The organism is Arthrobacter sp. LAR12-1-1.1, from assembly GCF_040676555.1.
Taxonomy (GTDB): domain Bacteria; phylum Actinomycetota; class Actinomycetes; order Actinomycetales; family Micrococcaceae; genus Arthrobacter.
Genome location: NZ_JBEGIG010000034.1, coordinates 169263 through 183829, shown reverse-complemented (window position 1 = coordinate 183829; position 14567 = coordinate 169263). Strand labels below are relative to the sequence as shown.

The following is a 14567-nucleotide window of genomic DNA, read 5'->3' as shown; positions in this document are numbered from 1 at the left end:
CCAGTGTTGGCCTGCTCACTGGGACATGTCCCGTGGGAGTCACACGCTCCGAGGGGCATGTCCAGCCGTGCCCGAACACACTGAGCATGTCCAGCCGTGGCCGAGCACACTGGGCATGTCCCGCGGCAGCCGGGAGACTACTCCCCCAGCACTTCCAGGGCCTCGAGCCATTCGAGTTCGAGGGCTTCGCGTTCCCCGGCGAGTTCCTGGAGTTTCGCGTTGAGCGCGGCGAGCTGGTCGAACTTGCTGGCGTCCCCGGCCCCGGCCGTCATCTGGGCGTGGATCTTGTCTTCCTGCTGCTTGAGTTTGCCCAGCTGGCGGTCGATCCGGTTCTTGGCCTTGCGGGCGTCGCGCTTTTCACCCTCCGAAGGGCCGCCGGCGGCCGGCGCGGCACCCCCGCCGGAGGAGGTGACGGGGTTCCCGCCGCCGGTGATCGTGGAGCCGGCGAGGGCTCCTTCGCGCAATTCGAGGTACTGGTCAACGCCGCGCGGGAGGGCGCGGATCTTGCCGTCGCCCAGGAGCGCCATCTGGTGGTCCGTGACGCGCTCCAGCAAGTACCGGTCGTGGCTGACCACAACAAGCGTGCCCGGCCAGCCGTCGAGCACGTCTTCGACGGCGGCGAGGGTATCGGTGTCGAGGTCGTTGGTCGGCTCGTCAAGCATCAGCACGTTCGGCTCCCCCACGAGCAGGCGCAGGAGCTGCAGCCGGCGGCGTTCGCCACCGGAGAGGTCCCTGACCGGGGTCCACTGCTTCTCGTTGGTGAAGCCAAGCTGCTCCACGAGCTGGCCGGCGGTGAATTCCTTGCCGCCGACGTTGAAGGAGCGCTTTTCACGCTCGATCACTTCGATCACGCGCAGGTCCGAGACGTCGTCGAGTTCCTTGACCTCCTGGGTGAGGACCGCGGTGACCACCGTCTTGCCGCGCTTGACCTTGCCGGAGGTGGGCTGGATCTCGCCGTTGAGGAGCTTCAGCAGGGTGGTCTTGCCGGCGCCGTTGACGCCCACGAGGCCCAGCCGCTCGCCCGGGGCAAGCCGCAGGGTGATGTTGTCGAAGAGCTTCTGCCCGGCATCGCCGCCGAGGAAGTCCAGCGAGACGTTCTCAAGGTCCAGGACGTCCTTGCCGAGCCGGGCCGTGGCCATCTTGCTCAGCGCCGTCGAGTCGCGCGGCTCGGGGACGTCGGCGATCAGGGCGTTGGCTGCCTCGATCCGGAATTTGGGCTTGGCGGTGCGGGCCGGCGCACCGCGGCGGAGCCAGGCGAGCTCCTTCTTCACGAGCTGCTGGCGCTTGCTTTCGACCACGGAAGCGGAGCGGTCACGTTCGGCGCGGGCCAGCACGTAGGCTGCATAGCCGCCGTCGAACGGGTCCATGATGCCGTCGTGGATTTCCCAGGTCTTGGTGCAGACCTCATCGAGGAACCAGCGGTCGTGGGTGACCACGAGGAAGGCGCCCTGGTTGGCGCGCCAGCGCGTCTTCAGGTGCCGGGACAGCCACGCGACGCCTTCGACGTCGAGGTGGTTGGTGGGTTCGTCGAGCATGATGACGTCGTGGTCCTCGATCAGCAGCTTGGCCAGCGCCACGCGCCGCTTCTGCCCGCCGGAGAGCGCATGGACGTTGGCGTGCCAGTCGACGTCGGACACCAGGCCGCCCATGACTTCGCGGATCTGGGGATTGCGGGCCCATTCATAGTCGGCCTGGTCCCCAACAATCGCGGCGCCGACGGTGAGGTCGCCGTCGAGCACGTCGCTCTGGTCCAGGTAGCCGATGTTGACCTCGCTGCGCTTGGTCACCCGGCCGGAGTCCGGGGTGGAGCGCATGGCCAGCAGCCGCATAAGGGTCGACTTGCCGTCGCCGTTGCGGCCCACCATGCCGATCCGGTCTCCCTCTTCAAGGCCGAGGGTAATGCCATTGAGGACGGTACGGGTTGCATACGAAACCGTGAGGTTCTCGCCGCCGAGCAGGTGTGCCACAGGGAACTGCTTTCTTAGGTGTATCGGTGAAGTAATGCGGTGGGGAGCTCGAAAAGCTCCTAAAGGAGCGTATCGGAGATGATGCGGGCCCCGTGCACCGGGCCGTGCACGGCCAGGGCGTCGAAACTGTGGTGGCGGAGCTCTTCGGCGAGCCCGGCCGCGGCAGCGGGGCTGTGCGCGAGGAACGCGACCGTGGGTCCGGAGCCGGAGACGATTCCCGCGATCGCACCGCAGGCCTCCCCGCGCCCCAGGGTCTCGCGCAGGCCCGGGGCGAGCTCGATCGAGGCACGCTGCAGGTCGTTGACCAGGACACGGCTCAGGGCGTCGGCGTCGCCGGTGCGCAGTGCCGTGATGACGCCGGGATCCACGGCTTCCGGTTCGTCCACCGCCGCGCCCTCGGCCGCGCGCAGCCGGTCCAGGGTCCGGAAAACCTCCGGGGTGGACAGGCCGAAGTCGGCGGTGACGAGGACCCAGTCGGTCTGGGCCTTGACGAGGGCCGGCGAGAGGTCGTCGCCCACGCCCAGCCCGACGGCGGTGCCGCCGAGCAGCGCGAAGGGGACGTCTGCGCCGAGTTCGGCGGCCAGGTGGGCCAGCTCGTCGCGGGACAGGCCGCTGTTCCACAAGGCGTCGCAGGCCAGCAAGGTGGCGGCGGCGTCGGCGGACCCGCCGCCCATCCCGCCGGCCACGGGCACCCGCTTGGTGATCTCCAGGTGGACACCGGTGGAGTGCTCCGAGACGTCGGCCATGATGGCTGCCGCTTTGTAAGCCAGGTTGCGGTGATCGAGCGGGATGTCCACGCTGTCAAGGTCCAGAGTGCTCGCGGAACTGATGCTGACGGTGATCTCGCCGGTATCGGTGCTGGTGGCCGCGACTTCTTCGTAGAGTGAGACGGCCAGGTAGACGCTGGCAACTGAGTGGTAGCCGTCCGGGCGCAACGGCCCTACGTCCAGTGAGACGTTGACCTTGCCTGGAGCCTTGACTCGAACAGTCCTCGCGGCAAAGCGCCCTCTCACTGCGTTCATGGCTCCACGCTATGGCATCGCGGCCCGCGCTCCAAGCACGGAACAGCTCCCAGGGGAACTCATCAGGGGCTCAGAACGACTTCAGGCGACCGGCTGCGTGTGGGCTTCGGCGATTCTGGCGAACGCCGCAATGTCGATCACTTCACCGCGGGCGGTCGGGTCGACGCCGGCGGCCCGCAGGCAGCGTTCGGCCTCGGCGGCGCTGCCCGCCCAACCGGCCAGGGCGGCCCGGAGCGTCTTGCGGCGCTGCGCGAAGGCGGCGTCAATCACGGCGAAGACCTGTTCCCTGGTGGCAGTCGTGACGGGGGGCTCCCGGCGCGTGAAGGCGACGAGTCCGGAATGGATTTTGGGTGCGGGCCAGAAGACGTTCATGCCGATCACGCCGGCCTTGCGCATGCTGCTGTACCAGGCGGCCTTGACCGAAGGCACGCCGTAGGTCTTGGAACCGGGCCCGGCCGCGAGGCGGTCGGCGACTTCATCCTGGACCATGACCAGGCCGTGCTGCAGGCTCGGGAAGCGCTGCAGGAGGTGCAGCACCACGGGAACGGCAACGTTGTAGGGAAGATTCGCCACGAGCGCGGTCGGCTCGACGGGCAGCTCGGTGACCCTCATGGCATCGGCCAGGACGAGGTGGAAATTCCCGACGGCGTCCGGCCGCCACTGGCCCACTGTGGCCGGCAGGCGCCCGGCGAGGACCGGATCGATCTCGACGGCGACCACGCTCCGGGCGGCGTCCAGCAGGCCAAGGGTGAGCGAGCCGAGGCCGGGACCGACTTCCAGCACGGTCTCGTCGGCCCGGATGTCAGCGGTGTTTACGATCCGCCGGATGGTGTTGCCGTCAATGACGAAGTTCTGGCCGAGGGTCTTCGTGGGCCGCACGCCGATTTCTTCTGCCAGCCGGCGGATATCGGAGGCACCCATCAGCGGTGCGGGCGCCGCTCCGGGCAGGCTTTCGGGGGCGGAGGGGCTCGGTTCAGTCACCTAGGTATCCTATCCCGGCGCGGGTACGCCGCAGGCCGGGTCCGGAGCGAATCCGGACCCGGCCTGTGCGGTCCCCTGGCTGTGGTCGGCAGCCGCGGAGTCGGGCGGGCAGCAGCCGGCGGTCAGCCGCCGGGCTGGCCTACGGCTCTGGCGTGCTAGCTGGAGGCGGCCCAGCCGCAACCCCAGGGCTGCAGGCCGCGCTGCGCGTAGACGCGGTTGGCGATGTCGATCTGCTGGGCCTTGGTGGCCGCAGCGGCGTTCGGGGCGTAGGCGCCGCCGCCGGAGCCGAGCCAGGTCCTAACGTCGAACTGCAGGCCTCCGTAGTAGCCGTTGCCGGAGTTGATGGACCAGTTGCCGCCGGATTCGCACTGCGCGATCTTGTCCCACATGCCCTGGTTCATCATGGCGGGGGCGGACGCGCCGGTGTTGGCGGCCGGCGTGGGCTTTTCCTTGGTGCCGACGGTCACCTTTTCGGTGACGGGCTGGGCGCTGACGGTCTCGGACACCAGGGTCCGGGAAGCTTCGCGGCCGTCCACGAGGACCAGTTTGAAGCTCTTGCTGGTGGTGCCGGCGACGCCGGCCTGGGTGACCGTCTTCTCACCCTTGAACATGTCCGCGCTCTCGGTGGTGAGTGTTTCGAAGGCAACGGGCTCGGTGGTGTTGGCCGTCTTGCTGACGTCGACGCGGGAGACCTTGATCACCATGTTATTGACCACGGGGGCGTTCCCGGGCTGGGAGACGCGGTCGCTGGCTCCGAGCGAAAGCCCGGCGTCCTCAAGCACCTTGGCCACGGTGGCCGCCGTCGTGGTGGTCGCGGCAGCCTTGCCGTCCGCGACGACGCTCACGGTCTTCGGCGTCGAGATGGAAACGAACGAGCCGGACACGGCGAGCTGGGCGTCCTTGGGCACGGAGACCTGCGAGGCGCTGGCCACGCCGAGTTCGGTCACGAGCCCTTCGACGGTGGGCGAGGTCGTGGAGATGGTCCGCTCGGCGCCGTCCAGGCTGACCTTGACGGCTTTTGCGAGGTTGACGTTGATGACGGACCCGTCCTGCACGTGGGCGTCCACCGAAGGCGAGACCCTGTCGGATGGCTGCAGTTCAACCTTGGCACCCTTGACGACCTCTCCGACGGTTCCGCCGAAGGACTGGACGGAGCTGACTTTGCCATCCACGTTGAGTGTGATCGTCTTGTTGTTGCCGACGAAGGCCACGAGGCCCAGCACCAGCGCCACCAGCACCACGAGCTGCGTGCCAACCTTGACGAAACTGAACTTTCCGTCCGATGTGAAGAACTTGACCACAATTGCCCGAATCTCTTGGACCTTCCGGGCACGGGGATAAGTGCACGTGGCCACCCTCCGTGAGCGCGCCAACGGCGGCTCCGGACAGCGTCCGGAGCGTCACGGAAAATGCGTGCACTGCCTCACCCAAAACGAGAGCGCGCATGTGGTTCGTTGGCCACAATGCACGCCCTGCTGGAGTGAAATTATCCGTAGGCCTTCCCCGACCCCGGCTAATAGTTGACCACTGTAATCGAAGCGTTATAAAGGAGCCAAGAATTTGTGCATACCCGGTATCTATCCCGCGCGGCTGAGAGGGGGCAGTTCAGTCCCAGGATCCGTACGCCCGCACGGTATTGGCGGCGATTTGCGAGCACAGCTCGGATAGCTCAGACCCAGTCACATTGGCCATGGCCCGAACCGTATACGGAACCATGTAGCTCGCGTTCGGGCGGCCGCGATGCGGGTGCGGGGTAAGGAAGGGCGCGTCGGTCTCGACCAGGACCCGGCTCGGCTCCGCGATGGCCAGCGCTGCCCGCAGGTCCGCCGCGTTCTTGAACGTCACGGTTCCGGCGAAGGACATGTACCAGCCCTCAGCGTTGCAGGTCCGGGCGAGGGCCTCGTCGCCGGAAAAGCAGTGGAAGACCACGCGCTCCGGGGCCCCCTCGTCGCGCAACACCTGGACGACGTCGTCGTGGGCGTCGCGGTCATGGATTTGCAGCGTCAGTCCGAGCCGTTTGGCGATGTCGATATGGCGGCGGAACGAATAGCGCTGGTGGGCCAGGCCCTCCCCCTCGGTCCGGAAAAAGTCCAGGCCGGTCTCACCGATCGCCCGGATCCTCGGATGGGCGGCCAGGGCCTCGATCTCGGCCAGGGCGTCCTCGAGTCCGCCGCGCCGGGCATAGCCGGGGGCATCGTTGGGGTGGAGGGCAACTGCGCCCAGGAGCCGGGGGTCAAGGTCAACCGCCTTGACGGTAAACCGGGACGACTCGAGGTCGCAGCCCACTTGCACCGCACCTTGGACGCCCACCGCTGCGGCGGCGTCGAGGGCGTCCCTGATGCCCACGGTGAGCTCCGCGTCGGGAAAGTCCAGATGCGTGTGGTTGTCCATGACCGACACGGGCAGCGGCTCCGGTGCGGGCGGATACCCGCTGCGTCCGGTACCGTCAGTTCCGGGCGCCCGGAACGGGACGGGAGTGAGGGGATTGAGCATTCATCCACCCTAACCGGCGCCCAGAAATCCCCGGAACTCTCTGTCAGGCCCGGCAGTTGTGTTAGTAGTCTGTAAGTACTCTGTTATTTCCCCGTTAGGAAACAGGCGAACGCTGCTGCGGGGTCCGGCGGCCGCTGGCGGTCGGTTCCGGGACCCACCAGGGCTGAAAGGCTGCCGATGGATTACCACCGCACTTCCGTAGACGACATCCTCCCCGAAGGACAGAGACTCCCGGGCCGCCCCGGCCTGGACCCAAACGCAGCCGGACACCGGTCCTCGGCGCCGGCTATGGACGCGGACGCCTTCCACTCAGCCAGCACCCGGATCCTGACGGCCATTAATACGGTCATTGACGGCAAGGCTGAAGCGGCCAAGCTGGCGCTCACCGTGCTCCTTGCCCAGGGCCATCTGCTGCTGGAAGACGTCCCGGGGGTGGGCAAGACGCTGCTGGCCAAGACCCTGGCCCGCACTATCGACTGTTCCGTCAACCGGATCCAGTTCACGCCGGACCTGCTCCCGTCCGACGTCACAGGCGTGTCCATCTACAACCAGGCGACCCGGACCTTCGAGTTCCGGCACGGCGCGGTGTTCGCCAATATCGTCATCGGGGACGAAATCAACCGCGCCTCGGCCAAGACCCAATCAGCCCTCCTGGAGTGCATGGAGGAGCACCAGGTCACGGTGGACGGCACGTCCTACCGGCTGGATGAGCCGTTCATGGTGGTGGCGACGCAGAACCCCATTGAGATGGAGGGCACGTACCCGCTGCCGGAAGCGCAGCGGGACCGCTTCATGGCCCGGATTTCCATGGGCTACCCGGACCGTGAGTCCGAGATGGAGATGCTGGAGACCCATCAGGCATCCTCTCCCCTGGCCCGCGTGACGGCAGTGGTCACCGCGGCGGAAGTGGCCGCCATGATCGCCACGGTGCAGCAGGTCTACGTGTCCCGGTCCATCAAGGAGTACACGGTGGCCGTGGGACGGGCCACGCGCGAAAGCGGGCTTCTCCGGCTCGGCGCAAGCCCGCGGTCCATGCTTCAGCTCCTGCGTGCGGCGAAGGCCACCGCCGCACTGGAGGGCCGGGACTTCGTGCTGCCGGACGACGTCGTCAGCGTCGCCGAAGCGGTGCTCGCCCACAGGATCATCCTCGACCGCAAGGCGGCCAGCGCGGGCGAAACGCCGCAAAGCGTCATCCGGGCCATCATCGCCAAGATCCCCGTCACGCCGGAAGTGACGGCTTCAACCAACGGAACCGGCCGCCCTGGTCGGAAGCAGGCCTCAGCCATGGCAGCCGCGCCCTCACCCAAACTGCCGAATCCGCGCTAGGGCATGGTTCCGCCGTGGCGTTGAGGGATCGGTTCCCCGGACACTTCTTCAGCACCCGCGGCTGGGGCCTGCTCGGAGCGGGTGCGCTGTCCCTGCTGGCCGCGCAGATCATGGGGCGCCGGGATTTGCTGGCGCTGGCCGTACTGCTGCTGGTCCTGCCGGTGCTGGCCCTGGCCGGAACCCGGGTCCTGAAGCCGAGGTTCCAGGTCTACCGCGAATTCAGCCCGTCGCCGGTCGAAACGTCCGCGCGCACCACGGTGCGGCTGGCCGTCGCGCGGACCGGGGCCGGTACAGGCCACGCGATCATGGAGGAACACTTGCCGGCCCGGTTCGGCGAATCCCCGGTCTTCCGTTTCCCGGCCCGTGCGGCCGCCGGCGGCACCAGCCGCTATGAGTACCACCTTCGCTCGGCCCGGCGCGGCCAGTTCCTGATCGGGCCCGTCACGGCGGAGTTCAGCGACCCCTTCGGGCTGTCCTTCCACCGCCATGCGATTGACGACGGCGACCTCCTCACCGTGACGCCCGCCGCTGTGGAGCTCCCCGAGACAGGGCTCGCCGGTGCCCGCGGACACGACGGCGTCACACCCACCCGGGCCCGGGCCAATCCAAGCGACGATGACGTCATGACCCGCGAGTACCGGCACGGGGATCCGCTGCGCCGCGTGCACTGGGCCGCGACCGCCCGGCACGGGTCCCTCATGGTGCGGCAGGAGGAATCCGTCACGACCCCCGAGGCAACGATCATCCTGGAGCAGCGCCTCTCGGCTTTTCCCCACGGCGTGTTTGGCCACAGCGCCCACTCCCCGGGCGGCCACTCGGGGAGCGGGGAGGGCGACGGCCATGACTTGCTGACCTGCGACGCCTTCGAATGGGCTGTCACGGCGGCGATGTCGATCGGCGCGCACCTCGCGGAACGCAACTACTCGCTGCGGTTCCTGGACAGCGCGGGCCGGCCCGCCTTCCGGAATTCTCCGTCCGCTCCCGACCCGGAAGCCGAGGAGTACACCGGAACGGCCGGGCTGCAGTCCATCGCGGAAAGCCTGGCCGCCATCGAACTTTCCGGCCCGCACCACCATCACCACACCCGCCCGCCCCGTGACCGCGCCCAGGGGCCGCGGCCGCAGTCGCGCCCGCAGGAGGCCAAGGCCGGACCCAACGCCCCGCAGGTCTTCGACGACGCCCTGATGGTCAAGCTCTCCGCCCACCGCTTGCGGGGACCGGTCCTGGCGGTCCTGGGCAGCCTGTCCCTGGCCGAGGCCCGGGCGCTGTCGCCGGCAGCCGGGTTCGGGGCGAACGCCTTCGCGCTGCTGGTCACGGACCAGGCACAGGATTCCGGCGAAATGCCCGAGGTACTGGAGGCCTTGCGGCTGGGCGGGTGGCGGGCCGTGGCGGTAACTGCGCGGAGCCCGCTGCCGGATGCATGGGCGGCCTTCGACCAGGCAGACCCGGCGATGTCCTCCGCGGCCGACGTCCGCCGCGGCGTGGGGGGCCGGCCATGACGCTCGCGCCGCACCGCAGCTCCGGATCTGACGCCGGCCCGGCCGGCACGGAAGAACCGACAGTCCCGTCCCCCGGCGTGACGTCCCGGCCGGACGGACCCGGCGCCCAGCCCTGGGTGATGGGGACCGCCGTCGCGGTGGCCGTCGCGGGCGCCGCCCTCGGCTTCAACGGCGTCCTGCGTGGGTGGGCCTGGTACTCCCCGGTGTTCAGTGTCGTCCTCTCCGTCGCGTTCTCCATGGCGGTGCTCCGGTCGCTGCGGGCCCGGACCTGGCTCGTGGCTGCCGGCGGACTGGTGGCGCTCATTGTGGCCCTGACCTTCATTTTCTTCCGGCAGCACAGCATTGCCGGGTTCATTCCGTCGCCGGAGACCATGAATTACCTGGGAAAGTTCCTCCGGCGGGCCAGCGAAACCGTCCTTGCCGAGAGCACCCCGGTGGCCCCCAACGCCGGCATCGTCATGCTGATCTGCGCGGTGCTCGGGCTCCTGGTGATCCTCATCGATGCCCTGGCGTTCCCGCTGGCGCTGCCGGCCACGAGCGGGCTGGGGATCCTGGCAATCCTCGTGGTACCGGCCATGGTCAAGCCGCAAAGCGTGGGAGTGCTGGGGTTCGTGGGCGCCGCCGTCGGGTATCTGCTGATTCTCGGGTGCAGCCACTGGTTCACGCCGGATGCCCGCACCCTGGCCGACACGGCCCGGAACCCCGGGCAGCTCCGGCGCGGCGCGATCACGGCCGCCGCGGCGTTGACCGTCACGCTCCTGCTGCAGCCGGTCATCCCGGGTTTCGACCAGGGCACGTTCCCGCAAGGCTCGCGGCTGAACCCGTTCGGCAGCGCCACCGGCCTGAATCCGATGATCAGCCTGGGCACCAGCCTGCGCAGTCCCTCGGGCGAGGGCCGGATCACCTTCGCCACAAACGCGCCGACGACGCCGTACCTGCGCTCGGTGACGGTGGACAACTTTGACGGCGATTCCTGGTCCCCCGATGACCGGGAGTCCACCCGGCAAACGGGGACCGGCAGGATCGAGTCCGGGCTTGACACCGCCCCGACAGAGCTCCGGGTGATCACGGCCGTCAACACCGGCCAGTACACGAGCCCGTACCTGCCCGCGCCGTATGCGCCGGAAGCGGTCAACGGCCTGACGGGGCGCTGGAGCTGGGATCCTGCGACGCTGAGCATCAAGGGGGTCGACACCAATTCCCGCGACCAGCAGTACCTGGTCACGTCCGTCACTCCGCAGCTCACGGCGGCGCTGTTGGCGCGGGCTTCCGAGCCGGTGCGCGGGATCCCGGAGCACTTCCTGCGGCAACCGTCGAACGTTCCGGAGGTTGTGAGCAGCACGGCCAAGACCGTGACGGCCGGAGCAGCCTCGCCGTATGCGAAGGCCATGGCCATCCAGCGGTACCTGCGCTCCACCGAGTTCGCCTACTCCCTGCAGTCCCCCGTGCAGGGCGGCTACGACGGGAACGGCCTGTCCGTGCTGGCGGACTTCCTGAACCAGAAGAGCGGCTACTGCATTCACTTCGCCTCGGCCATGGCCGTCATGGCCAGGCTGGAGGGCATTCCGAGCAGGATCGCCGTGGGCTACGCCCCGGGACGCCCCACCGGGGCCACGGTGGCGGTCTCGGGCCAAGGTCCGCTTCCGGAGTTCGAGGTCGATGCCCGGGACGCCCATGCCTGGCCGGAGCTCTACTTCCAGGGCGTCGGCTGGGTCGCGTTTGAGCCGACGCCGTCCCGCGGCCTAGTTCCGGCCTACGCCACGGAGGCCTCCTTGCCCAGCGGCGCCAGCACCAACGAACGCAACGACGCCCTGACCCCCGGGGACGGTTCCACCCCGGCACCGTTCCCGGTCCCCGGCACGGTTCCGGCGCCCGGGGCCGGCACGCCGGCGCCCGGGGGCACGCAGGTGGCACAGGCGTTGTACGGCGTTGGTGCGGCGCTGCTGCTGGCACTGCTGGTGGCCACCCCGCGGCTGGTGCGCAGCGGCGTGCGGCGCCGCAGGCTGAGGACGGCGGCCCGCGGCTATCCCGGCGCCACGGCAGGAACGGCCCTGCCGGCCTGGGCGGAACTGCGGGACTTGGCCACGGACTACGGCGTGGCGCCCGGAGCGAGCGAGACGCCGCGGCATTTCTCGGAGCGGTTGCGTGCCTCGGCGGCGTTGGGGGAACCCGACGGCGAGGATGCGCCAGGGCAGCGGGCCGCGGCCGCGCTGACCGAGGACTTTGAACGTGAGCAATACGGCCGCCCGGGCGGCGCCGGGGGTCCGGCGCAGAACGCAGACTCCCCGGATCCGGCCGACTCCGCCGCGGCCAGGATCGCCCTGGTGCAGGCCTCGCTGCGGGCCAACGCGGGGGCACTGGTCCGGCTGCGCGCGGCCTGGCTGCCGCCGTCGGTCATCTCCGACTGGCGGCGGGCCCTCCCGCGGCCCCGCCGGCTCCTCGCCCGCACAGCACAACGCACCCGGCGGGGGCTCGCAGGATCCTGGGGGAAGATCCGCAGCTCCGTCCGCCGGGTGCGTCGCGGTTAGGTTGTGGGCTTAGCCGGCGTACGGGTCGGCGATGCCGATGTACTGGGTGTAGAGGTATTCCTCGATGCCCTCGAGGCCGCCCTCACGGCCCAGGCCGGACTGCTTGACCCCGCCGAACGGTGCGGCGGCGTTGGAGACGACGCCGGCGTTCAGGCCCAGCATGCCGGTCTCGAGCCGTTCGCCCATCCGGATGCCGCGGTTCAGGTCCCGGGTGAAGACGTAGGCCACGAGCCCGTACTCGGTGTTGTTCGCGAGCCGGACGGCCTCGTCCTCGGTGTCGAAGGTGATGATCGGGGCGACGGGTCCGAAGATTTCCTCGGACAGGATCCGGGTGCCCTCGGTCACGCCGGTGAGGATGGTGGGCTGGTAGAAGTAGCCCGGGCCCTCGACCGCGGAACCGCCGGTCACCGCGACCGCGCCGGCAGCGACGGCGTCGGTGACGAGCTCGTGGACCTTGTCCCGGCTCTTCGCATCGATCAGCGGGCCGACCTTGGATTCGGCCTCGGTGCCCCGGGCCGTGGTCATCTGCGCCATCTTCGCGGCGAACTTCTCCGCGAATTCCTGCGCGACGGACTCGTGCACGATGAACCGGTTCGCCGCGGTGCACGCCTCGCCCATGTTCCGCAGCTTCGCCAGCATCGCCCCGGCGACGGCGGCATCGACGTCGGCGTCCCCGAACACCACGAACGGGGCGTTCCCGCCGAGTTCCATCGAGGTCCGCAGCACCGTCTCGGAGGCGTCCGCCAGCAGCCGGCGGCCGACCTCGGTGGAGCCGGTGAAGGACAGCTTGCGCAGGCGCTGGTCCTTGATCAGCGGCCCGGTCGTGGCACCGGCGGTGGAGGTCGGGATGACGTTCAGGACACCGGCGGGCAGCCCGGCCTCCACCATCACTGCCGCGAAGAGCTGCGAGGTCAGCGGGGTCAGGTTCGCGGACTTGAGCACCATCGTGCAGCCGGCCGCGACCGCGGGGGCGATCTTGCGGGTCGCCATCGCGAGCGGGAAGTTCCACGGCGTGATCAGCAGGCACGGGCCCACCGGCTTCTTGGTCACCAGCAGCCGGGACTTCCCGTCCGGGGAGACGGAGTAGCGGCCGAACGCGCGGACGGCCTCCTCGGAGAACCAGCGCAGGAACTCCGCCCCGTAGGTGACCTCTCCGCGGGCCTCGGCCAGCGGCTTGCCCATCTCCAGTGTCATCAGCAGCGCGAAGTCCTCGGCCCGCTCGGTCACGAGCTCAAAGGCGCGGCGCAGGATCTCGCCCCGTTCCCTGGCCGGGACCTTCGCCCAGGACTCCTGCGCGGCAGCGGCCGCGTCCAGGGCCGCCTTGCCGTCCTCGGGACCGGCGTCGGCAATGCTGAGCAGGACCTTCCCGGTGGCAGGGTCCTCGACGTCGAAGGTCTTCCCGGACGCGGCCGGACGCCACTCGCCGTTGATCAGCAGGCCCGTCGGAACGGACGCCAGCAGGGCGCTCTCGCGCTCCGCGGAAACAATAGGCTGGGCAGTTACAGTCACAATGACTCCCTCGTCAGCAATTCGGTTGGCCCTAGTTTGTTGGCACTAGTTGGTTTGAATTAGTTTTTGGCTTCGGCGCTCGTTCCCGCAAGCAGGCCCGGGCGTCTGGATTACTGCCACGGTACTGCTGCGCTCACGGGCAAGTCTATGCATGCGCGCACTACCCGATCCAGAATATGCTGTGCAGCTGCACAACTGCTCCATGCCATCCGCGGGGTCCGGATCCAGCTGGCCGGTGCGGCTCAGAGCCGCCCGGAGCCCGCGGCTTTCATCACCGCGCGGCGAGCACCGCGGCATAGAGTTCGCGCTTGCTGACTTTCGCGTCGTCGGCCACGGCGGCGACGGCCTCCTTCAACCGGATGCCTTGGGCTATCAGCCCGTTGACGGCAGCCACGTGGTCTTCGGGACGGCCTGGTTCGCGTTCGGGAGCACCGCCCACCACCACCGCGATTTCGCCGCGCACCTCGTTGGACTCGGCCCATTCGAGCAGTTCACGCAGGGTGCCGCGGATGACCTCTTCGTAGGTCTTGGTCAGTTCACGGCACACGGCGGCCCGGCGGTCGGCGCCGAAGCTTTCGCGCAGGGCCCTCAGCATAGGTTCGAGCCGGTGCGGCGCCTCGAAGAACACCATGGTGCGCCGCTCGGCATCGAGGTCCGCCAGCCGCGAGGAGCGTTCGCCCGCCTTGCGGGGCAGGAACCCTTCGAAGCAAAAGCGGTCCGTCGGCAGGCCGGAGAGGGCCAGGGCGGTCAGCACGGCGGAGGGGCCCGGCGCCGCAGTGACGGTGAGCCCGGCCGCCACGGCGCCTTCAACCAGCCGGAACCCCGGGTCCGACACGGACGGCATGCCGGCATCGGTCACCATGACCAGAGTCTTGCCGGACCGGACCTGCTCCAGCAGGTCCGCGGTCTTGGCCACCTCGTTGTGCTCGTGATAGCTGATGATCCGGCCGGCCACGGTGATGCCGAGGTTCTGCACGAGGCGGTGCAGCCTCCGGGTGTCCTCCGCGGCAACGATGTCCGCCGTCGTAAGCAACTCCACGAGCCGCGCCGAGGCATCGCCGGCGTTACCGATCGGCGTCGCCGCGAGGACGATCCTGCCGGGGCCGCCAGGGGCGGAAACAGGGGCCGGAACGACGGCGGCCGCGCTGTCGTCGGCGGGAGGAAGGGGGGAAGTGCTGGGTTCGTGGTCCACAGGACCAGCCTACTGCCGCCGGGGCGCGGCCCTGCGAGCACAGCCGCGAA

The 14567-nt window shown here is 69.2% G+C and carries 10 protein-coding genes; 3 read left to right on the top strand and 7 right to left on the bottom strand.

The window, feature by feature from the left end; translation table 11 throughout:
- Positions 1-137: 137 nt before the first annotated feature.
- The 5 genes from MRBLAR12_RS16995 to MRBLAR12_RS16975 all read right to left on the bottom strand — a co-directional run bounded on the left by MRBLAR12_RS16995 (position 138) and on the right by MRBLAR12_RS16975 (position 6463).
- A complete protein-coding gene (locus MRBLAR12_RS16995; protein ID WP_364747255.1) occupies positions 138-1967 on the bottom strand; it encodes an ABC-F family ATP-binding cassette domain-containing protein in 1830 nt (609 codons plus the stop codon).
- Between the two features lie 59 nt (positions 1968-2026).
- Positions 2027-2989 (bottom strand): 4-(cytidine 5'-diphospho)-2-C-methyl-D-erythritol kinase, encoded by a 963-nt coding sequence (locus MRBLAR12_RS16990; RefSeq protein WP_364747253.1) that lies wholly within the window; start codon positions 2987-2989, stop codon positions 2027-2029.
- Between the two features lie 81 nt (positions 2990-3070).
- Entirely contained in the window at positions 3071-3910 is an 840-nt protein-coding gene (gene rsmA / locus MRBLAR12_RS16985; RefSeq protein ID WP_414645536.1) for a 16S rRNA (adenine(1518)-N(6)/adenine(1519)-N(6))-dimethyltransferase RsmA, read from the bottom strand.
- Between the two features lie 215 nt (positions 3911-4125).
- Positions 4126-5271 (bottom strand): transglycosylase family protein, encoded by a 1146-nt coding sequence (locus tag MRBLAR12_RS16980; RefSeq protein ID WP_229995020.1) that lies wholly within the window; start codon positions 5269-5271, stop codon positions 4126-4128.
- Between the two features lie 304 nt (positions 5272-5575).
- The gene (locus MRBLAR12_RS16975) at positions 5576-6463 is read right to left on the bottom strand and encodes a TatD family hydrolase (protein WP_364747249.1); all 888 of its coding nucleotides are present in this window, start codon (positions 6461-6463) and stop codon (positions 5576-5578) included.
- 177 nt (positions 6464-6640) lie between these two features.
- Here MRBLAR12_RS16975 and MRBLAR12_RS16970 point away from each other — a divergent pair, with 177 nt between their 5' ends.
- From MRBLAR12_RS16970 to MRBLAR12_RS16960, 3 genes are read left to right on the top strand one after another with little or no spacing between them, the layout of a single operon-like run.
- A complete protein-coding gene (locus MRBLAR12_RS16970; protein WP_364747247.1) occupies positions 6641-7789 on the top strand; it encodes an AAA family ATPase in 1149 nt (382 codons plus the stop codon).
- Between the two features lie 14 nt (positions 7790-7803).
- The gene (locus tag MRBLAR12_RS16965; protein ID WP_229995981.1) at positions 7804-9288 is read left to right on the top strand and encodes a DUF58 domain-containing protein; all 1485 of its coding nucleotides are present in this window, start codon (positions 7804-7806) and stop codon (positions 9286-9288) included.
- Entirely contained in the window at positions 9285-11816 is a 2532-nt protein-coding gene (locus MRBLAR12_RS16960) for a DUF3488 and transglutaminase-like domain-containing protein (RefSeq protein ID WP_364747245.1), read from the top strand. Before MRBLAR12_RS16965 ends, MRBLAR12_RS16960 begins: the two co-directional genes overlap by 4 nt.
- 9 nt (positions 11817-11825) lie before the next feature.
- On the opposite strand, the gene MRBLAR12_RS16955 is transcribed toward MRBLAR12_RS16960, so the two are convergent.
- Together MRBLAR12_RS16955 and rsmI are read right to left on the bottom strand one after the other, a co-directional pair.
- A complete protein-coding gene (locus tag MRBLAR12_RS16955) occupies positions 11826-13325 on the bottom strand; it encodes an NAD-dependent succinate-semialdehyde dehydrogenase (protein ID WP_364747243.1) in 1500 nt (499 codons plus the stop codon).
- Between the two features lie 271 nt (positions 13326-13596).
- The gene (gene rsmI, locus MRBLAR12_RS16950) at positions 13597-14517 is read right to left on the bottom strand and encodes a 16S rRNA (cytidine(1402)-2'-O)-methyltransferase (protein ID WP_414645526.1); all 921 of its coding nucleotides are present in this window, start codon (positions 14515-14517) and stop codon (positions 13597-13599) included.
- Positions 14518-14567 lie beyond the last annotated feature (50 nt).

Coding starts and splice junctions, on each gene's coding strand:
- MRBLAR12_RS16970 (WP_364747247.1), top strand. CDS start 6,641: ATGGATTACCACCGCACTTCCGTAGACGACATCCTCCCCGAAGGACAG.
- rsmA (WP_414645536.1), bottom strand. CDS start 3,910: ATGGGTGCCTCCGATATCCGCCGGCTGGCAGAAGAAATCGGCGTGCGG.
- MRBLAR12_RS16990 (WP_364747253.1), bottom strand. CDS start 2,989: ATGAACGCAGTGAGAGGGCGCTTTGCCGCGAGGACTGTTCGAGTCAAG.
- MRBLAR12_RS16960 (WP_364747245.1), top strand. CDS start 9,285: ATGACGCTCGCGCCGCACCGCAGCTCCGGATCTGACGCCGGCCCGGCC.
- MRBLAR12_RS16975 (WP_364747249.1), bottom strand. CDS start 6,463: ATGCTCAATCCCCTCACTCCCGTCCCGTTCCGGGCGCCCGGAACTGAC.